Source organism: Tabrizicola sp. (assembly GCF_041911175.1).
GTDB lineage: Bacteria > Pseudomonadota > Alphaproteobacteria > Rhodobacterales > Rhodobacteraceae > Tabrizicola.
This window is the reverse complement of record NZ_JAYRPN010000122.1, coordinates 13,988-33,950: the sequence shown is the minus strand read 5'-3', so window position 1 is coordinate 33,950 and position 19,963 is coordinate 13,988. Positions and strand designations below refer to the sequence as shown.

The 19,963-nt window shown below is 66.2% G+C and carries 18 protein-coding genes; 8 read left to right on the top strand and 10 right to left on the bottom strand.

Translation table 11 applies throughout. The features are described from left to right. Nucleotides 1–52 precede the first annotated feature (52 nt). Nucleotides 53–1,279 (top strand): argininosuccinate synthase, encoded by a 1,227-nt coding sequence (locus tag ACE3P6_RS16745; protein WP_374397305.1) that lies wholly within the window; start codon nt 53–55, stop codon nt 1,277–1,279. Between the two features lie 76 nt (nt 1,280–1,355). On the opposite strand, the gene ACE3P6_RS16740 is transcribed toward ACE3P6_RS16745, so the two are convergent. Both ACE3P6_RS16740 and ACE3P6_RS16735 read right to left on the bottom strand, forming a co-directional pair. Next, nucleotides 1,356–3,272 carry an alpha/beta fold hydrolase gene (locus ACE3P6_RS16740; RefSeq protein WP_374397302.1) on the bottom strand — a complete coding sequence of 639 codons (1,917 nt, stop codon included), beginning with the start codon at nt 3,270–3,272 and terminating at the stop codon, nt 1,356–1,358. An 81-nt stretch (nt 3,273–3,353) separates the two neighbouring features. Then, nucleotides 3,354–4,094 (bottom strand): SDR family NAD(P)-dependent oxidoreductase, encoded by a 741-nt coding sequence (locus ACE3P6_RS16735; protein WP_374397299.1) that lies wholly within the window; start codon nt 4,092–4,094, stop codon nt 3,354–3,356. A gap of 119 nt (nt 4,095–4,213) precedes the next feature. On the opposite strand from ACE3P6_RS16735, the gene ACE3P6_RS16730 reads away from it, so the two are divergent. Then, on the top strand, nt 4,214–5,308 hold the full coding sequence (locus ACE3P6_RS16730) for an alpha/beta hydrolase (RefSeq protein ID WP_374397297.1): 1,095 nt from the start codon (nt 4,214–4,216) through the stop codon (nt 5,306–5,308). Between the two features lie 323 nt (nt 5,309–5,631). Here ACE3P6_RS16730 and ACE3P6_RS16725 read toward each other — a convergent pair whose 3' ends face one another. From ACE3P6_RS16725 to ACE3P6_RS16695, 7 genes are all read right to left on the bottom strand, one after another. Beyond that, entirely contained in the window at nt 5,632–6,309 is a 678-nt protein-coding gene (locus ACE3P6_RS16725) for a TetR/AcrR family transcriptional regulator (RefSeq protein WP_374397295.1), read from the bottom strand. 53 nt (nt 6,310–6,362) lie between these two features. Continuing rightward, nucleotides 6,363–7,790 (bottom strand): amidase, encoded by a 1,428-nt coding sequence (locus ACE3P6_RS16720; protein ID WP_374397293.1) that lies wholly within the window; start codon nt 7,788–7,790, stop codon nt 6,363–6,365. A 94-nt stretch (nt 7,791–7,884) separates the two neighbouring features. Beyond that, complete coding sequence (locus tag ACE3P6_RS16715) at nt 7,885–8,913, bottom strand: extracellular solute-binding protein (RefSeq protein ID WP_374397291.1); 1,029 nt, start codon at nt 8,911–8,913, stop codon at nt 7,885–7,887. 33 nt (nt 8,914–8,946) lie between these two features. Next, a complete protein-coding gene (locus ACE3P6_RS16710; RefSeq protein ID WP_374397290.1) occupies nt 8,947–9,747 on the bottom strand; it encodes an ABC transporter permease in 801 nt (266 codons plus the stop codon). Continuing rightward, a complete protein-coding gene (locus ACE3P6_RS16705; protein ID WP_374397287.1) occupies nt 9,740–10,666 on the bottom strand; it encodes an ABC transporter permease in 927 nt (308 codons plus the stop codon). Before ACE3P6_RS16705 ends, ACE3P6_RS16710 begins: the two co-directional genes overlap by 8 nt. 1 nt (nt 10,667) lies before the next feature. Beyond that, nucleotides 10,668–11,762, bottom strand: a complete 1,095-nt coding sequence (locus ACE3P6_RS16700; RefSeq protein ID WP_374397286.1) for an ABC transporter ATP-binding protein — start codon at nt 11,760–11,762, stop codon at nt 10,668–10,670. Nucleotides 11,763–11,962: 200 nt separating this feature from the next. Then, entirely contained in the window at nt 11,963–12,859 is an 897-nt protein-coding gene (locus ACE3P6_RS16695) for a sugar kinase (protein WP_374397284.1), read from the bottom strand. Nucleotides 12,860–12,898: 39 nt separating this feature from the next. On the opposite strand from ACE3P6_RS16695, the gene ACE3P6_RS16690 reads away from it, so the two are divergent. After that, nucleotides 12,899–14,059 (top strand): mannitol dehydrogenase family protein, encoded by a 1,161-nt coding sequence (locus ACE3P6_RS16690; RefSeq protein ID WP_374397282.1) that lies wholly within the window; start codon nt 12,899–12,901, stop codon nt 14,057–14,059. Further along, nucleotides 14,056–15,027, top strand: a complete 972-nt coding sequence (locus tag ACE3P6_RS16685; protein ID WP_374397280.1) for an aldo/keto reductase — start codon at nt 14,056–14,058, stop codon at nt 15,025–15,027. The genes ACE3P6_RS16690 and ACE3P6_RS16685 overlap by 4 nt, the downstream gene beginning before the upstream one ends. Here ACE3P6_RS16685 and ACE3P6_RS16680 read toward each other — a convergent pair. Then, complete coding sequence (locus ACE3P6_RS16680; RefSeq protein ID WP_374397278.1) at nt 15,024–15,926, bottom strand: GntR family transcriptional regulator; 903 nt, start codon at nt 15,924–15,926, stop codon at nt 15,024–15,026. The genes ACE3P6_RS16685 and ACE3P6_RS16680 overlap by 4 nt on opposite strands. Nucleotides 15,927–16,055: 129 nt before the next feature. Between ACE3P6_RS16680 and ACE3P6_RS16675 the strand changes: the two genes are divergently transcribed. From ACE3P6_RS16675 to ACE3P6_RS16660, 4 genes are all read left to right on the top strand, one after another. After that, nucleotides 16,056–17,075, top strand: a complete 1,020-nt coding sequence (locus tag ACE3P6_RS16675; protein WP_374397276.1) for an ABC transporter permease — start codon at nt 16,056–16,058, stop codon at nt 17,073–17,075. 41 nt (nt 17,076–17,116) lie between these two features. Next, entirely contained in the window at nt 17,117–18,055 is a 939-nt protein-coding gene (locus tag ACE3P6_RS16670; protein ID WP_374397274.1) for an ABC transporter substrate-binding protein, read from the top strand. Between the two features lie 66 nt (nt 18,056–18,121). Continuing rightward, nucleotides 18,122–18,892, top strand: coding sequence for an ATP-binding cassette domain-containing protein (locus ACE3P6_RS16665; RefSeq protein WP_374397272.1), 771 nt, complete (start codon nt 18,122–18,124; stop codon nt 18,890–18,892). Next, nucleotides 18,889–19,923, top strand: a complete 1,035-nt coding sequence (locus ACE3P6_RS16660) for a zinc-binding alcohol dehydrogenase family protein (protein ID WP_374397269.1) — start codon at nt 18,889–18,891, stop codon at nt 19,921–19,923. The genes ACE3P6_RS16665 and ACE3P6_RS16660 overlap by 4 nt, the downstream gene beginning before the upstream one ends. Nucleotides 19,924–19,963 lie beyond the last annotated feature (40 nt).

Below are 19,963 nucleotides of genomic sequence, written 5' to 3'. Positions count from 1 at the left end.
TTGCGGGCGTTTGGGATTAAGCGCCAGCGAAACTGACAGTGGAGCCTTCCCGATGCTGAAGCCCAAGAAAGTCGTGCTTGCCTATTCGGGCGGCCTCGATACCTCGATCATCCTGAAATGGTTGCAGACGGAATACGGCTGCGAGGTGGTGACCTTCACCGCCGATCTGGGCCAGGGCGAGGAGCTGGAACCGGCGCGGCAGAAGGCTCTGCTGATGGGGATCAAGCCGGAGAACATCCACATCGTCGACGTGCGCGAGGAATTCGTGCGGGACTTCGTGTTCCCGATGTTCCGGGCGAATGCGCTGTATGAGGGGCTGTATCTGCTTGGCACCTCCATCGCGCGCCCGCTGATTTCGCAGCATCTGGTGCGGATCGCGCATGAGACCGGGGCCGATGCGGTGGCGCATGGGGCGACGGGCAAGGGCAATGATCAGGTGCGGTTCGAGCTGTCGGCGGCGGCGCTGGACCCAGGCATCAAGGTCATCGCGCCGTGGCGGCTGTGGGACCTGACCTCGCGCACCAAGCTTCTGGAATTCGCCGAGGCGAACCAGATTCCGATCGCCAAGGACAAGCGGGGCGAGGCGCCGTTCTCGGTGGATGCGAACCTCTTGCATACCTCGTCCGAGGGCCGCGTGCTGGAGAATCCGGCGGAGGAATTCCCGAACTACGTCCTGCAAAGGGTGGTGCCGGTGGAGGAAGCCCCCGATCAGGCCGAGATGGTGGAGATCACCTTCGAGAAGGGCGATGCGGTGGCGATCAATGGCGAGGCGATGAGCCCGGCGACGATCCTGACCAAGCTGAACGAGATCGGCGCCAGGCATGGCGTCGGCGTGCTGGACCTGGTGGAGAACCGCTTCGTCGGGATGAAGTCGCGCGGGGTCTACGAGACGCCGGGCGGGACCATTCTGCTGGAGGCGCACCGGGGGATCGAGCAGATCACGCTGGATGCGGGGGCGGGGCACCTGAAGGATTCGATCATGCCGCGCTATGCCGAGCTGATCTACAACGGGTTCTGGTTCAGCCCCGAGCGGGAGGCGCTGCAGGCGCTGATCGACAAGACCCAGGAACATGTCAGCGGGACGGTGCGGGTCAAGCTGTACAAGGGCCGGGCGGTGACGGTGGCGCGCTGGTCGGAGGAGAGCCTTTATTCCGAGAAGCACGTCACCTTCGAGGAGGATGCCGGGGCCTATGACCAGAAGGATGCGGAAGGCTTCATCCGGCTGAACGCCCTGCGGCTGCGGCTGATCGCGAGCCGGAATGCAAGGGTGGCCAAGTAGCTGTCCACGGTGGACAGATTTTTCGACCGAGTGGAATCAACGAGTTACCGGGGGCGGTTTACTCCCGGTTAACTTTTCACCGGGGCAACATTGCTGCCTTGCCGTTCCAGCTGCCGGTCAGGCTGTAGGCCTCATCGGCGGTGCGGTGGAGGTAGGTGAGGTCGCCCCTTGCCGCGCCGGTGAAGCCGAGTGTCAGGGTGATGCCATCATCGGGGTGGCCCATCGACAGCTCGACCCCGGTGCCGCTGAATGCAAGATCGGGCCAGAAGCGGCAATCGGCAAAGATGAAGTCGGTGCCGGGTTCGGTGGGCGTGGCGGTGAGCGTGCCGCCAAGCGGGCAACCGAAGCTGGTGGGCTGCTCGCCGTCCCAGGCCGCGAGCGGGATGTAGTTCAGCAGCTCGACCTCGACCGCGCGGGCCACGGTGAAGGGGTCGGCCAGCTGCGCCGGGTCGGTAAGGGTCAGCGGCGTGTAATCGCCGATCGGGTCCTGGTCGCACAGCTGTTCGCGGGCTACCGGCAGGGTGCCGTCGTAGAGGAGCGCCTGGACGATGGTGTCGGGACAGGCGAGACCGCGGCCCCAGATCACATGCGGGCCGCCGCGCATGAAGACGCCATAGGCGTTCCGGGCGCTGTCGAGGACGGACCTGGCCATCGTGATCGGGGTGATCGGGTCATGGTCGCCATTCAGGACAAGGGTGGGGAAGTCGCCACCGGCATAGGGTGCGGGGCGGGTGTCGGAGCCCTGATGCGGCCAGTAGGCGCAGGCGACGCGTTCCAGGAAGTAGGAGCGGAGAAGCCGGGGCGCTTCGGGCGCGAGGGCTTTCGCCTCGTCGAAGATGCGGTACGCTCGTTCATCGGGGGTGCCGCTGCCACTGCCGTAATCGGTGCAGGTGATGGCGTAGAAGGCAGCACCGAACCAGCCGGGGTCCTCCATCCCGATTTCGGTTTCGGGGTCGATGTACATGTTGAAAAAGCCGAGTTGCAGCAGGGGGATCAGGTTCCCGCGCCCGGCGGCGGCGAGGGCACGCAGGAACTCGGCCCGGCCTTCGGGAGAGTAGAGGGAGTTGAACGCACTGGCTTCGAGGAGGCCGGTGGTCAGGTGACGCTGGACCGTGCTGCCATCGGCGAGAATGTATGGCACCGGAACGGGGGCGGCGGCGACCCGGGCGGCGAGGTCGTCGTAGACCTGCGCCGCATCGCCGGGGATATCGGCGTGGCAGGCCGGGATCGTGGCACAGAGAGCGAAGGATTCGGCGAGGAGCTTTTCCGCAGCGAGGGTATAGCGGCGGTAGAACTGTTCAGTGGTCAGCGAAAGATCGACCACGCCATCGACGATCACGCCCTTCACGGCGGTGGGGAACTGGGTGGCATAGGCCTGCACCAGCTGGGTGCCGTAGCTTTCGCCATAGAGCCAGACTTTCGGCGAACCGATCTTCTGGCGGAACAGCTCGGAGTCGCGGATGGCCTGGTCGGTGTTCACCACGGCAAGGAGCGCGTCGGCGTCAAGCTCGGCGGTGCAGTCGGCGACATAGGTCTTCGCGGTGGCGAGAATGGCGTCCGGGTCCGACAGCGGCGCGGGGGCGATGTCGAAGGCCGCCTGGGCCTTGGGGCAGGCGAGGCCGTGCACCGGGCCGGTGCCGCGCTGGTCGACGAAGACGATGTCCATGTTCTCGACCAGGGTGGGATCGAAGGAGGACAGGTAGCCTTCCGCCGAGGCAAGGCCGGAGCCGCCGGGACCGCCGACGAAGTAGAAGAGGATGCCACGGCTTTCCTCGGTCGCGAAGGACAGGGCGAAGGTGATCTGAAGCGTCTGGGTCGGGTCGTTGGCGCGGTGGTCGAGGGGGACGGTGAGCGTGGTGCAGGACAGGCTGGAGAGCGCACAAGGAAAGAGGTCGAGGCCGGAAACCGCGTCTTGCAGCGACGGGCCGGCGAGAGCGGGCGCGCCGATCAGGCCGAGAGCAATCAGGCTGGGGGCAAGAGCAGCGGAGCGCATGGAGACCTTTCGGATCAAGGGCTTGAATGTGTCGATCGCGAGAGTGCGTGTAGATACATGTAACTACAGGTTGTAGCTACGTCAGATGGGCGGCAATCCCACGGCGGCGCGCAGGTCGGGGTTGCGCACGTCAAGCTCTTGCCCCGCAAGTGCATCGGCCGCGGGGGTGCAGAGCCAGGCGATGGCGCGGGCAGGCTCGCTTGCGGGGGCCAGGCTTTCGCGGGGAAGCTTCGAGACCGGGTTTATCCCCGAAGCGCGGATGGCGACCTGCATGTCGGTGTCGACAACGCCGGGGGCGAAGCCGAAGATACGGATGCCCTGCGTGCCATACTCCAGATGGACCGAGCGGGTCAGCATGGCCAGGCCCGCCTTGCCGGCGCAATAGGCGGACCAGCCTTCCTGTGGCCGATGGGCGGCGCCGGAGGAAATGTTGACGATGGTGCCGCCGCCTTGCGCAACCATGTGGGCCAGCGCGCGTTGGGTGGCGTGGAAGGCGGAGGTGAGGTTGATGTCGATGCTTGTCGCCCAATCCTCGGCCGAGATGTCGAGGATGCGGCCGATGGGGGCGATGACGGCGGCGTTGTTGACCAGGATGTCGAAGCCCTGGTCGAGGAGCGTGGCCATCGCGATGCGGTCGGTCAGGTTGGCGTGGTGGCCGGTGGCCCGGATCTCGCCCAGGTCGCGCTGGGCGGCGGCGAGGTTGGCGGCGGTGCGGGCGGTGAAGTGGACCGTCGCCCCGGCTTCGGCCAGGGCGCGGACGGTGGCAAGCCCGATGCCACGATTGCCGCCGGTGACGAGGGCGGTCTTGCCGGTGAGTTTCATCGGAGGCTCCTTCCGTGACCCTGGAAGGGTAGCTGTGGCAGAGGTCCGCTGTCCACAGTCGGCATCGGGTTGACGCTGCCGGGGGGTCGGGCAAGGGTCGCGGAAAGAGGGAGATGCCGGTGCGCAAGCTTATGTTGGTTCTGGTGCTGGCGGGCTGCGCGGCGCGGGGGGATTTCACGATGGCACCCTCGGGATTGGCGGGGGGAACGCCGGAGACGATCTTCGTCGGCACCACGCGGATGAAGGAGGGCGGGGCCTTCGATTTCGCCCGGGCGGGCGAGCCGAGTTTCCTGCGCTATGACATCGCGATCCCGACCGACCGCGAGCCGGGCGAGGTGAACTGGCCGCCAAGGTCGCGGAAGCCGGATGGCAAGCGGGATTTCCTGACGCTGGACCAGCGCGACTTTGCCTCGGGGGACGAGTTCAGCACGGCCCTGCGGGCGGCGATGAAGCTGCGGGGGCAGCGCGACGCGGTGGTCTATGTCCACGGCTTCAACAACACGATGGCCGAAGGCGTCTACCGGGTGGCGCAGATGCACCACGACCTGCAAGTGCCGGGGGTGGCGGTGCACTACGCCTGGCCCTCGCGCGGGTCGGCGCTGGGCTATGTCTACGATCGGGATTCGGTCCTGTTCGCGCGGTCGGGCTTCGTGACGCTGCTGGACGAGGTCGAGGATGCCGGGGCGAAGGACATCATCATCGTCGCGCATTCGATGGGGGCGTTCCTGACGATGGAGGCGCTGCGGCAGATGGCCTTGACGGGTGGGCCGCATGCGCTGGATCGGATCAAGGGCGTGGTGCTGATCGCGCCGGACCTGGACCTGGACGTGTTCCGGGCGCAGGCGAAGGATATCGGCACCTTGCCGCAGCCCTTCGTGATCTTCGGCAGTTCGCGCGACCGGGTGCTGAACATCTCGGCGACGCTGTCGGGAACGGGGGACCGGCTGGGCAACATCGACGGCGTGGGGAAGATCGCCGACCTGAACGTGATCTATCTGGACACGTCGGCCTATGCGACGGGGACCGGGCACCTGAACCTGGGCGAGAACCCGGCGCTGCTGAAGCTGTTCGGTGGGCTCATCGGGATTGCCGATTCCTTCACGGCCGATGCGCGGGCGCGTGTGGGGCTGTTGCCGGGTCTGGTGCTGACGGTGCGAAACGCGACCGAGATCGTGCTGCGTCCGGTGGGGGCAATCGGCGAGAGCGCGCAGTAGGTGCCTCCAGAACCACGTTGCAGGCGGAACTTGTGCGGAACCGGGTGACGAAGCGTTTCCGCCCGCTGCGGGATTGCGCCGGTGTCGTCGCAGGGCTTGCCCGTGCCGGTGGCCCTCAGGCGAGGCGCAGGCTCTCGACCAGCGAGATCCGGATGGTCAGCGGGCAAAAGCCGTCTTGGCCGGCTGCTGGAAACCGGCACGCTTCCGGGGTTCGTGGCGCGCGTCCGCGACGACTGTGACGCGCGGACCGTCCATGCCGTCACGAAATCGCTCTCTGGATACCACCACAGGTAGCCTGGACCTGGTCGCCGATATCCGTGGCGTCACCCCGGCTGGAAATGCCGGGGAAAGGCATAGGCTAGCAGCATCAGCGCCGTCTTGTGCATCGCGTCCGAGGCCTTGGCGTCGGGAAAGGCGTTGTCCCAGTACCAGGCGCCCTGCACCAGATAGTTCAAGCCGGCGGAGAGGATGTCGGGATCGGCCCCGGCATAGCCGCCGCTCTCGGCGATTTCCGCCAGCAGCGCCCGGACCTGGGCGGTATAGGCCAGGTCGTTCGGCGCGCTGATCGCCCGGTCGATCTGCATGGTCTGGCGGTCGCCGCCGACCATGACCCAGACCGCCACCCAGTCGGGGTGCTGGCGGCTGAAGTGGCGCGCGCAGTCGATGGCGCCCAGCACGCGCTGTTCAGCCGTCAGCCCCGGCGCGTTCACCATCTGCCGCCACATCTGGTCAAACTGGTCGCTCAGGTGCTGGATCACGGCGCGCAGCAGGTTTTCCTTGCTGCCGAAGTGAAAGACCACCAGCGAGTTCGACGAGCCGATGCTTTGGGCGATCCGCTGCATGGTCATCCCGCCGAGGCCTTCGTCGGCGATCAGCCGGATGGTCGCGTCAATGATTCGCTGCGCGCTGGCGGTGCCACGCTGGCGACGACCGTCCGCCTTCGGGCCGGGCGCCGCCTCCTGTTCCACCGTCATCGCCTTCTGCGCCATCGCCTTGTCCAACCCGTCAGCCCCTCGTGGTTATTGGCCGCGCGACCAGCCCCGTCAACGCCGCCCTACAGCACCGGCCGTCGTGAGGCGTCGCCAAACCAGCCGCCCTGCGCCGTCTCATAGGCCAGCGCGGCGCGGAACACGTCGGCGTCGGAATAGCTGCGCCCGACAATCTGGATGCCGGTCGGCACGCCATTCTTCGCGTGGCCCGAGGGCACCGACAGGACCGGGCAACGGCTGAGCATGTTGAACGGCGTGGTCATCGCCCAGCCGAGCGTGGGATCGACCACCTTGCCGTTGATCCTTACCGTGCCGGTCGTCTGGTCGAAATCGGCAGGCACGGCGGGCAGGGCATTGGTCGGGCAGATGAAGACGTCATGCTTTTCCATCATCGGCCCGAAGCTCTCATACATCCCGGCGATGACTTCCAGGCTGTGGACGAAATCAATCGCCTTCGACTCCCGCCCGTCTTCGGCGAATTTCCGGGCATAGGTGGTCATCTCGTCGCCATGCTCGTCCAGCAGGGTGGACAGGTAGGCGCCGAAGAGGTGGTTCAGATAGCCCATCCCGGCGGCAAGGGTGGAGGACGGCCAGCGCAGATCAACCTCCTCGACGGTGGCGCCAAGCTCGCGGAACACGTCGAGCGCGGCCAGAGTGTTGCGGCGCACGTCGGGGTCGATCTCGAACAGGCCGAGGTCGAGCGAGTACGCGATCTTCCAGCCCTTGATCGGCTTGTAGTCCAAGGGCAGCCGCAATTTGGGGCGCAGGGTGGCGATGTCCAAGGGGCTGGGGCCGCACATCACGTTCTGGAGCAGGATCGTGTCCCTGACTGTTCGCGCCATCGGCCCGGTGTGGCAGAAGAAATCCAGGTTGAACGGCGGGTCGTCGGGGTTGCGGCCATAGGGCGGCTTGTAGCCCACCACGCCGCAGGCCGAGGCCGGAATGCGGATCGAGCCGCCGATGTCCGAGCCGGTGGCAATCGACGAGGTGCCCGAGGCCAGCGATGCCCCCGCCCCGCCGGACGACCCGCCGGGGGTGAAGTCGCGGTTCCACGGGTTGCGCGTCACCCCCCAAGCCCGTGTCCAGGTGGTTCCGGCGCAGGAGAATTCCGGCGTCGCGGTGCGGGCGTGGACGATGCCACCCGCCGCCATGATCCGCGCGTTCATCGTCGAGGTCTGGGTCGCGACATTGTCCTTGAAGATCAGCGACCCCGACGAGGTCGGCTTGCCCGCGATCTCGCTTTCGTCCTTGATGCCGACCGGCAGGCCCTCCAGCGCGCGAGTGCGGGCGCCGCGGGCATATTTCGCCTCGGCCTTGCGGGCCTTGTCCATCGCTTCGTCGAAATGGGTGAAGGTCAGCGCGTTGACCGAGGATTTCAGCGCCTCGGCGCGCCGGATCGTCGCCTCCATCAGCTCGACCGGCGACAGTTCGCGGGCCTTGAAACGGCGCAGCGCCTCATGCGCGGGCAGGTAGATCAGGTCGGGATCGCTCATCGAAAGCTCCGTAGGTTGAGGACCGGGCGGCATGTCGCCCCCGTCCGGTGGCACGATGGCCACCGGCAGTCAGGGTCAGGGCAGGGGTTGCGGGTTACTTCAGCACGTCGGTCCAGATCTTCGTGTAAAGCTCGGTCACCTCCGGCGGGCAGGCCGGGGTGAACGACCCCATGTCCAGGAATTCGGCCGGGACGTTGATTTCCGGGGCATCCTGCATGTCGGCGGGCATATAGGGCGCTGACCCCACGATGCCATTGGCATAGCGGGCATAGGCGGAGATCAACGCCGCATTCTCCGGGTCCATGATGAAGTTCTGGAACAGCTTGGCGTTCTCGGCGTTCGGCGCGTCCTTCAGCACGGCCACGTTGTCCATCCAGATCGGATAGCCTTCCTTCGGATAGCCGTGGACGAAACGGGGGGCCTCCAGCCGCACCCGCAGCGAGGCGCCGCTCCAGCTGATGCCGGCGGCATAGTCGCCCTGCACATATTTCTCGATGCTGGCGTAATCCATCGCCACCCATTTCGGCTTGGCCTCGACCAGCTTGTCGCGGACCTTGCGCAGCACCTCCATGTCCGCCGTGCAGGACTCGCCGCCGAAGTAGTGGACCGCCAGGTCGATCACATCGCCCATTTCCGGATAGACGTTGATCTTGCCCACCAGTTCTTCCGGCGGATCGAGGAAGATCGCCGAAGTGTTCGGATCGCCGGCATAGACCGAGGTATCGACCACAACGCCGGTAGTTCCCCATTGCCACGGCACCGAATAGTGGCGGCCGGGATCGAAGGCCACGTCGACCCAGCGCGGATCGACGTTCTTGAAGTTCTCCATCTGGTCGGGGCGGGTTTCCAGCAAAAGCCCCTCGTCGATCCAGATCTGCATGAAGGTCGAGGATGGCACCACGATGTCGAAATCGGTGCCGCCCTGGCGCACCTTGGCCAGCGCGGTGTCGTTCGAGTCGTAGTCGGTGATCGTCACCTTGACGTCATAGGTCTCCTCGAACTTCCTGATCAGGTCGGGGTTGGTGTATTCGCCCCAGTTGAAGATGTTCAGCACGCCTTCGGCCTGGGCGGCGAAGGGCAGAAGGACCACGCTGGAGGCAGCGGCGGCGACGAGAATTCGCATGAGGTCTTCCTTTCGGTTGGGGTGCAGGACGGGTCAGTCCTTCTTGCGGCTGGCGAAAAAGAACAGGGTGACGATCACCACCGACAGGCTAAGGAACACGGTCGAGATCGCGTTGATTTCCGGGGTGATGGTGCGGCGCAGGCGGCCCAGCATGTAGGTCGGCAGGGTTTCCTGCCCGGCGGACTTGATGAATTCGGTGATGACCACATCATCCAGCGACACCACGAAGGCCAGCATGAAGCCTGCAAGGATGCCGGGCCAAAGAAGCGGCAGCGTGACCCGGCGGAAGGCCATCCAGGGCCGGGCGTAAAGGTCGGCCGCGGCGCGTTCCAGCGTCAGGTCCATCGTCTCCAGCCGCGCCCGGATCGGCAGGAAGGCGAAGGGAATGCAGAAGGCGCTGTGGGCGGCGATCAGGTAGCCGATGCCGGAATAGCCGGTCCAGATCTTGATGCGCGAGAACACCACCAGCAGCGCGACCGCCGTGACGATTTCCGGCACCATCAGCGGCTGGTTGATCAGCGAGTATTTCAGCATCATGCCCCGGTAGGGCGCGGTCCTTGTGGTCGCCAGCGCCGCCATCGTCGCGGTGACCGTGGCGACCAGCGCGGCGATGGGGGCGATGGTCAGCGAGCGGATCGTGGCGTCGACGATTGCATCGTTCTGCCAGATCGACGTGAACCAGCGGAACGAGAAGCCCTGCCAGTCGCCCAGCGTGGTGCCCGCGTTGAAGGCATAGACCACCATCGTCGCGATCGGCAGATACAGCAGGAAGAAGCAGGCGAGCGCGATGAAGGTGAAGCCGCGCTGTCGCCGGACGGAGAAGCGTTTAGCCATGCCGCATGTCTCCGGTCTTCGAGGTGGCGCGGACGTAGACGATCAGGACCAGCATCACCATCGCCGTCAGGGTGATCGACAGCGCCGACCCAAGCGGCCAGTTGCGGCCCTGGCCGAATTGCAGCTCGATCAGGTTTCCCAGCATCAGGCTTTTCCCGCCGCCCAGCAGCCGGGGGGTGACATAGGCGCCAAGCGAGGGGATGAAAACGAGGATCGACCCGGCAATGATCCCCGGTCGCACCATCGGCAGGATGACGCGGAACAGCACCCGGCGCGGCCTGGCGTAAAGGTCGGAGGCCGCTTCGGCGAGGCGGAAATCGAACTTTTCCAGGCTGGCGTAAAGCGGCAGCACCATCAGCGGCAGGTAGACATAGACCATGCCCAGCATGATCGCGGATTCGGTGAACATGATCTGGATCGGCTTGTCGATCACGCCTGTCCAGAGCAGCGCGCTGTTCAGCACGCCTTCGTTGCGGAACACCTCCTGGATCGCGAAGGTGCGGATCAACAGGTTGGTCCAGAACGGGATGGTGATCAGGAACAGCCACAGGTCGCGCTTCGTGCGGTCCTGCGTGGCGATGAAATAGGCGGTGGGAAACCCCACCAGAAGCGAGACCAGCGTGGTCAGGATGGACAGCTTCACCGACCGCCACAGGATGCTGACATGGGCATCGGCCAGCGAAAGCGAATTGTCGAACATGTCGCGTTCGAAGAAGACGCTGAACCAGCCCTCGCCCGAGAACTGCCAGTATTTCACGTCGCCATAGTCGCCCTTGACCATCACCGAATACATCACGACGACGAACAGCGGCAGGATGGCGGCCAGAAGGATGATGACCAGCGCCGGGGCCGACATCCACCAGCGGGTGCGGATATCGCGGCGGGCGGCCTCGGCGGCGATTTCGGCAGCGCGGCCCATCTCAGTCCCTCAGCACTTTGGCGGCGGCCTCGTCGATCTTCACCCCGACATGGGTGCCGGGTGTCAGGCGGGTGGCGGAGGAAGGGCCGTTCTGAAGCCGCACGACGAAGGGAAGCCCGCCCTTCAGACGGACGTGGAAATGCGTGTCGGTGCCGAAGTAGACGACGTTTTCCAGCGTCCCCTCCAGGTCGCAGGGGCCGCCGTCGCTGACGATTTCGGCATGTTCGGGCCGGATCATCGCCGTCACCTCGCCATCCGGCGCCATGCCGTCGGGCAGGATGGTGTCGATCTCGGCGCCGCAGGGCAGGGCAAGGCGGGCCTGTCCGGCCGCATTGTGCACCACCCGACCGTCCAGGAAATTGGCTTCGCCGATGAAGTCGGCGACGAAGCGCACGCGCGGGCTGTCGTAGATCTCCTGCGGGGAGCCGACCTGCAACACCCGGCCCCGCGACATGACCGCGATGCGGTCCGACATGGTCAGCGCCTCTTCCTGATCATGGGTCACGAAGATGAAGGTGATGCCGGTTTCATGCTGCAACCGCTTCAGCTCGATCTGCATCTCCTTGCGCAGCTTGTAGTCCAGCGCCGAGAGCGGCTCGTCCAGCAGCAGCACCTTGGGCGCCGGAGCAAGGGCGCGCGCGAGAGCCACCCGCTGTTGCTGCCCACCCGAAATGTCGCTGGTCCGGCGGTTGCGCATCTCCTCCATGTGGACAAGGCGCAGCATCTCGTCGACCCGGGCGGCGATCTCGGCCTTGGGGCGGCCCTGCATCTCCAGCCCGAAGCCGATGTTGCGGGCGACGCTCAGGTGCGGGAACAGGGCGTAGCTTTGAAACACCGTGTTGACCGGGCGGTCATAGGGCGGCAGCAGCGCGATATCCTTGCCGGAGAGCAGGATTTCCCCGTCGGTCGGATATTCGAACCCGGCGATCAGGCGCAGCAGCGTGGTCTTGCCGCAGCCCGAGGGCCCGAGCAGCGTGAAGAATTCGTTCGCGCGGATGTCGATGGAAACGGCGTCCAGCGCGGTGAAGGCCGACTGCCCCGCGCCGAACACCTTCGACACGGCGCGCACTTCGATGGCGGAGGCTTCTGTCGGCAACTGCGCATTCCCTTTCGAACGAACCGGGCGCCGACCGCGCACGAATCTTTCGTGGAGTCGGTGGAGTGAGCATTAATTATACTGCATGTTTAGTCAAATAGTTTTCGAGCCCTTGTGCAAGCAGATGAAATCCATGCAAGAAAGGCAGGGAAGGCGGCAAGCCAGGGGGCTGCGGCAATGTCCGGCCAGCGCCGGGGCGTTCAGTCCGGCGTTCGGGCGATAATGGCGCCGGGCTGGCCGATGACCTCGCAGGCCATACGGTGACCCCAGTCCAGCGCGGTGGCCTCGTCCTGACCCTGCAGCAGCGCGGCAAGGTAGGCGCCGTTGAAGCTGTCGCCCGCCGCCGTCGTGTCGACAACGCGGCTGGCCGGGGGGAAATGCCCGCCAGCAAGCCGTTCATCCAGGGCAACCGGCCCGGCGGCGCCGCGCTTCAGCGCGCCTGACCGGCAGCCCCAACCGCGCAGCCGCGACAGCACCGCCGCATCGTCAGCATCGTCGAACAGTGCGCGTTCGTCGTCGGCCGAGGGCAGGGCGATGTCGGCGATCCGCCACATCCGTCCGGTCCAGTCGCGCGCGGTCTTCGCATCGGGCCAGAGCCGGGGGCGGTAGTTGGAATCGAAGACAATGCGCCGACCCTGGCCGCGCAACTCGGCCAGCCGGGCGATCAGCGCCTCGCGTGCGGCGGGTGCGATGATGGCAAGGGTGATGGCCGAGAGATACAGGATTTCCGCCCCGTCCAGCACGGCAAGATCGTCAGCGGAACCGAACAGTTGCCGGGCGGCAGAGGCATCGCGCCAGTAGTGGAACGACCGTTCGCCCGCCGCATCGGTCTGCACCGAATAGATGCCGAAGTTATGCGCCGCCTCGCGCCCGATCCGCGTGGTGTCGATGCCCTCGGCCCTGGCCAGCGCGAGGAAGCCGTCCGACAAGGGGTCGGTGCCGACGCGGGTCAGGTAGCCGACCGCGTCGTCCTGGGACAGCAGGCGGCGGCAGTAGACGGCGGTGTTGAAGGTGTCGCCCGCGAAGCCCACGGCGAAACCATCGCCGGTCTTGCGCAGTTCCGCCATCGCCTCGCCCATGCACAGAAGTCGCAGCATCCGTCCCCCCACTGGCCGCAATCCCTGCCGCTTGACAGAATGTATGTTATCATTAAGAACCGTATCGCTGCGGAGGACGCCATGTCAATCACCCCGATCCTGCAATTCGGCACCAGCCGGTTCCTTCAGGCCCATGCCGACCTGTTCATCTCGGAGGCGCTGGCGCGGGGCGAGGCGCTTGGGCCGGTCACCGTCGTGCAATCCAGCGGCGATGCCGGACGGAGCGGGCGGCTTGCGGCGCTGGCGTCGCCCGGCGGCTTTCCGGTTCGGGTCGAGGGCATCGAGAGTGGCAGCACGGTTTCGCGCATCGTGCAGGTCAGGTCCGTCGCCCGCGCGCTGTCGACCGGGACCGACTGGCCGGAGATCGCGCGGATCGCGGCGGAAGAGGCCGAAGTGATCCTGTCGAACACCGGCGATGCGGGCTGGCTCACCTCGGCTGATGACAGTGCGGCGGAGTTCCGGCAGGGCATGTCCTATCCGGCAAAGCTGACGCAGCTTCTGCTGGCGCGGTTCCGGGCCGGGGGCCGCAGCATCGTGGTGATGCCGACCGAGCTGGTCGCACGCAATGGTGATCAGCTTCGGGCCCGGGTGCTGCGGCTTGCGGCACCGCTTGGTGCCGATTTTGCCGGTTGGGTCGCCGGGCAGGTGTGCTTTGCCAATTCGCTGGTCGACCGCATCGTGTCCGAGCCGCTCGACCCGGCGGGCGCGGTTGCCGAACCCTATGCGCTCTGGGCGATTGAGGCCTGCCCCGGCCTTGTCCTGCCCTGTCGCCATCCTGAGATGCAGGTGGTTGCCGACCTGACCCGGATCGAGCGGCTGAAGCTCCATATCCTCAATCTTGGCCACAGCTATCTGGTGGCAAATTGGCTGGCGCGGGGGGGCAGGGCCTCGGCGCTGGTGCGTGACGAACTGGCAACACCGGCGGTTCGCGCCGATCTGGAAAGCCTTTTCGACGAAGAGGTCCTGCCGGTCTTTGCGGCGGCACGCCAGGCGGACGAGGCGCGAAGCTATGTCGCGACCACGATGGACCGCTTCGCCAATCCCTACCTCGCGCATCGGCTGTCAGACATCGCACAGAACCATGCCGAGAAGGTGCGCCGGCGCATCGCGGCCTTTGTCGACTGGGGCGACAGCCTGGACGTGATCGCCCCACAACCGCGTCTGCGCAGGGTGATCGCCATGACCGGGGCCGGGGCATGAGGCGCAATCACATCGGGCGGACTTCCGTTGAGGTCACCCGGCTTTCCTTCGGCTGCTCGGGCCTTGGCAACCTCTATCGCCGGATCGCCGAGGCCGACGCCCAGGCCGTGCTGCAACGGGCCTGGGACCGCGGCATCCGCTATTTCGATACCGCCCCGCACTATGGACGCGGGCTGTCCGAGGCGCGGCTGGGCCGGTTCCTGAAGGGCCGCGACCGTAGCCTGTATGCAATTTCGACCAAGGTCGGGCGGCTTCTGTCGCCCGGTTCCGAGCTTGCCGAGGCCGACGGCTTCATCGCGCCGCTGCCGAATGCCGTGCGCTACGACTACACCGGAGACGGGATCGAGGCGGCCTTCGAGCAAAGCTGCGACCGGCTTGGCACGCGGTTCATCGATATCCTCTATGTCCATGACATCGGGCAGGTCACGCATGGCGCGGACCATGCCCGCCACATGGGCGATCTGCTGGGCTGCGGGCTGGACCGGCTGCGGGCGCTGAAGGCCGGGGGGCGGATCGGCGCCTTCGGCCTTGGAGTGAACGAGAACGAGGTCTGCCTTGAGGTGATGGCCGAGGCCGAGATCGACGTCATTCTGCTCGCCGGTCGGCTGACGCTGCTTGACCGGACCGCCGAGGCGGAACTGGTGCCGCTGTGCCGGGCACGGGGGACAAGCCTGGTGCTGGGCGGCATCTTCAATTCGGGCATTCTTGCCACCGGGCCGCGACCGGGCGCGCATTTCGACTATGCGCCCGCCTCGCCGGAGATCCTTGCCCGCGCGACCCGGCTGCAGGACCGGGCGCAGGCGGCGGGCGTCGATCTCGCAACGGCGGCCCTGCGCTTTGCGCTGACCCATCCGCAGGCGGCTTCCGTCCTGATCGGCACGGCAAAGGCGTCGTCGCTGGACCGCAACCTCGACGCGGCTGAAGCGCCCTGGCCAGCATCGGCTGACTCTGCCTTGCAAGAGGTTTAGGCCAGCGCGTTGCTGCGCAATGAGGACAAAAGCGTCTGTTTCGACGTGCGCAGGTGATCGCGCGCGGCGGCCAGCGCCTCGACTTCGTTCCGCCGGTTCAAGGCATCGATCAGCCGCAGATGTTCGTCAATGGCGGCCTTGTTACGCTCGCGCTCGTCGGTCTTGTCCCATTGGTAGTGATAGTGGAAGACCAGCGCGATCACCTTCTGGAACTCGTTCACGAAGCGGTTCTGCACGACGCTGCCGATGGCGGTGTGGAAGCGTTCGTCCAAAAGCGAGAAGTCGTGGAAGCGGGAGTCGAGATGGTCGGCCAGCTGGCGATGCTCGGCCTCAAGCTCCTTGAGACGGGGCCAGATGGCATGGTCGGCGGGCAGGGCGACCAGATGCGTCACCGCGTTCAGCTCCAGCGTCATGCGGAAGTCTGATAGCTCGACCGCGAAGTCGCGAGTGAAGCCCACCAGCTCCCAGCCGCCCTTGGGGCGGCGGCGTACCAGCCCGAACCGGCTGAGCGAGGCGAGGAATTCCTGCAGGCCATAGGCGGGAACGCGGAACTTGCGGGCCAGCTCGGTCACGTTGAGCGGCGTTCCCGGCGGCACGTCGAAGCGCAGCACCCAGTCCAGGAACTGACGTTCCAGCTCCTCGGCCGAAATCTGCCCGGCCTCGATCACCAGCCGGTCCGCCGCCCCCGGTTGGCGCAGCAGCGTCTTGTCGCGGCCGTCCCAGCGGATGATTCCATCGGCCTGCAAACGATCCAGCGCGGTTCGGACAACGGTGCGGCTGACATCCAGATGCGCGGCAAGCGGCAGTTCGGCAGGCAGTTGCTCGCCCGGTGCCAGGGTGGCGCAATAGTCCAGCAAGGCATTGAAAGCTTCGCGAAATCTCTCGTCGGTCCGGGCCATGACGTTCCCTGTCCTGTCGATCCCGGCATCGGGAAAGCTGCATTGTCGACAATGATTAAAAACATTTGACAGGTCCGCCTGTGGCCGTCAATGAAGTATTTAATAATAGTAGACCAACAGAGAGCCGACATGGCGCCCCTCCCGACCGAAGCCTTCCGCCGCGTGCTGCCAGCCCTGAACACCGAGGGCCTGCACAAGCTTTCGGCGCTTGCCACGCTGGCGCTGCTGATCGGCGTCTTCGCCTTCGGCAATGCGGCGTTCCTGACGGTGAACAACGGGCTGACGGTGCTGTTGCAGACCTCGGTCATCGGGCTTCTCGGCATCGGCATGACGATGGTCATCATCACCGGCGGCATCGACCTCAGCGTGGGCTCGGTGCTGGCGTTGTCGGGTACCGTGACGGGGATGCTGGTCAAGGCCGGGACGCCGGTGCCGCTGGCCATGTCGGCGGGGGTCCTGGTCGGCGCGGCCTGCGGGCTGGCCAATGGCCTTGTGATCACGAGGATGCGGATCACCCCCTTCGTGGCGACGCTTGGCATGATGCTGATCGCCCGCGGCACCGCGCTGCAACTGACCGGGGCAGCCCCGATCTCGCAACTGGGCGAGGCCTTCGGGCGGCTGGGCAACGGCGCACTGTTCCGCATGGTCGAGAAGCAGCCGAACGGGCTGTCGAAGGTGATCTTCCCCGGCATCCCCTATCCGGCGATCCTGCTTGCCGTCGTCGCCATCACCGCCGCCTTCCTGCTTGGCCGCCGCGCGCTTGGCCGCCACCTCTATGCCACCGGCTCGAACGAGGAGGCCGCGCGGCTGTCCGGCGTGGATGTCGAGCGCACGAAGATCGCCGCCTATGTCATGTCGGGCGCGCTGGCCGGTCTTGCGGGCAATGTCCTGATGTCGCGCCTTGTCACCGCCCAGCCGAACGAGGGCGTGATGTACGAGCTTGACGCCATCGCCGCCTCGGTGATCGGGGGCGCCTCGCTGATGGGCGGCGTGGGCGGCATCTCGGGCACCATGATCGGCGCCTTCATCATCGGAGTGCTGAGAAACGGCCTGAACATGGCCGGGGTCTCGGCATTCATCCAGCAGATCATCATCGGTTTCGTCGTCATCCTGGCCGTCTACATCGACCAGATGCGAAGCCGCAGGTGAGCCGACCCGACCAACAAAAGTCCACCAAGGGAGAGAGAGACATGAAACCGACATTCAAGGCCCTGCTCGCACTCGGCGCCGTCATGGCGCTTCCGGCGGGCGCGATGGCCGACGAGATCGCCGTCATCGTCAAGACGACGAACTCGAACTTCTGGCAGAACGTGAACAAGGGCGCCTCGACGGCGATCGAGGGCACCGGGCTGACCATGACCTTCGACGGCCCGGCGGCGGAATCCGCCGTCGCCGACGAGGTGAACCTGGTCGACAACGCGGTGAACCGCGGCGTGAAGGGCATCGTGCTGGCCCCGTCGGACCCGGATGCGCTGGCTCCGGCGGTCAAGCGCGCCAATGATGCGGGCATCGCGGTTGCCATCATCGACTCGGCGCTTGGCGATGCGGCGGCGGGCACCTACCAGACCTTCCTCGCGACCGACAACTGCGCTGCGGGCAAGATGGCCGCCGACAACATGATCAAGCTGACCGGCGGCGAGGGCAAGGTTGCCGTGATGTCCTATGTGGCGGGCGTCGGCTCCGAAGTTGGACGGGTCGGCTGCTTTGTCGACCAGATCAAGGCGAACTCGAAGATCGAGATCGTCGGGCCGTTCTACTCGCAATCGCAGATGGCCACCGCGCTGAACCAGACCACGGACGTCCTGACCGCGAACCCCGACCTGAAGGGCATCTTCGGCGCCAACGAGCCGACGGCGGTTGGCATGGGCCGCGCGCTGCAGCAGGCGGGCAAGGCGGGGCAGATCGCGGCGATCGGCTTCGACGGCAACGAGGACCTGCAGGCGATGGTCAAGGACGGCACCCTGAACGCCACGCTGGTGCAGGGGTCGTTCGCGATGGGCGAGATGGGCGTGAAGGCTGTGGCCGACCTGATCGGGGGGAAATCGGTCGAAGCCACGATCGACACAGGTGTCGTCTATGTTACCAAGGACAACATCGACAGCCCGGAAGCCAGGAACGTCCTGTACTAAGAGCGTTCCGGGGCGGCGGCACCTCACCGTCGCCCCGTCTTTCAACTGACAGCAGGGAACCAGAGCATGGCGCCGTTGGTGGAAATGATCGGCATCGAGAAACACTTCGGTGGCGTGCAGGCCGTCAACGGCGTTTCGGTGGACCTGTTCCCGGGCGAGGTCGTGGGGGTTCTGGGCCACAACGGCGCGGGCAAGTCCTGCCTCATGCGGATCCTGTCGGGGGCGATGCCGCCAAGCGCCGGGGAAATCCGCGTCGGCGGTCGGCGGGCCGAGATCGCCTCGCCGCAGGACGCACGCGACCACGGCATCGAGACGATCTATCAGACGCTGGCCCTTGCCGACCATCTGGACGCGCCGGCGAACCTGTTCCTCGGGCGCGAGCTACGGACCCGCTGGGGCAATCTGGACGACCGGCGGATGCTGGAGGAGACGCGGCGGGTTCTGGCGCGGCTGAACCCGAACTTCCGCAACCTGGCCGACCCGGTCTCGAAGCTGTCGGGCGGCCAGCGGCAGGTCATCGCCATTGCGCGGGCGATCCATTTCAATGTCAGATGCCTGATCATGGACGAGCCGACCGCGGCGCTTGGCCCGGCGGAAACAGCGATGGTGGGCGAATTGATCAAGCAGCTGCGCCAGGAAGGCGTGGGGATCTTCCTGATCAGCCACGACCTGCACGACGTCTTCGACCTGTGCGACCGCGTGGTCGTGATGAACCGGGGCGTCTGTGTCGGGTCCCACCGGATCGAGACGGTCAGCAAGGACGATATCCTGAGCCTCATCATCAAGGGCGCGCTTCCCGAGGGCTGGAGCCCCCGGACCACCGGGGTGCGGCAATGAGCGCTGGCAGGATGCTGGCCGGAACCTGCGTCGAACCGGGAGTGTTCGAGTTGCGCGAGGTCCCGCTGACCGAGACGGCCCCGGAAGGCTGGGTCCTGGTCGACATCGCAGCTGTCGGCATCTGCGGCACCGACTACCACATCTTCGCGGGCAAGCACCCGTTCCTCGACTACCCGAGGGTGATCGGGCATGAGCTTTCGGGTCGGCTGGTGGCGCCTGTCGGCGCGCTTGCCGCCGGGACGCTGGTGGTCGTCAATCCTTACGTTTCCTGCGGCACATGCCGGGCCTGCAACCGCGGCAAGCCGAACTGCTGCAGCGCCATCCAGGTGCTTGGGGTGCATCGCGACGGCGGGCTCTGCGCCCGGATCGCGATCCCGGCGGGCAATGTCTATCCGGCGGACGGGCTGACGGAGATCCAGGCGGCGATGGTCGAGTTTCTGGCCATCGGAGCCCATGCCGTTACGCGTTCGGATGTGCAGGCAGGCGACCGGGTTCTGGTCACCGGGGCAGGGCCCATCGGCCTTGGCACTGCGCTCTTCGCCCGGTTGGCGGGGGCCGAGGTCCATCTGCTTGACCTCAGCACCCGGCGGCTTGAGCAGGCGCGGGCGAAGTTCGGCTTCGACCGCCTGCATTCGGATCCCGCGACGCTGCTTCGGGGTGATCTGGCCGACGGGTTCGACATCGTCTTCGATGCCACCGGCAGCGCGAAAGCCATCGAGGCCGGTTTCCCGCTTCTCGCGCACGGGTCGACCTATGTTCTGGTCAGCGTGGTCAAGGACCGCATCAGCTTCGAGGATGCCGAATTCCACAAGCGCGAGGCGCGGATCATCGGCAGCCGCAATGCGGTTGAGGCGGATTTCAGGCGGGTGATGGCCGCGATCCGCGACGGCCGGATCGACACGGATGCGCTTTTGTCGGCAGAACTGGCGCTGGCCGACCTGCCCGACCGCTTCGCCGCGCTCGCCAACGACAGGGAAGAGCTGATCAAGGCCGTGGTCCGACCCCGGGACGGGCAATTGCCAGGACGCTGACCAGAAGCCGACTGCCGGAAAAATCGTCCTAGAGTGGCCG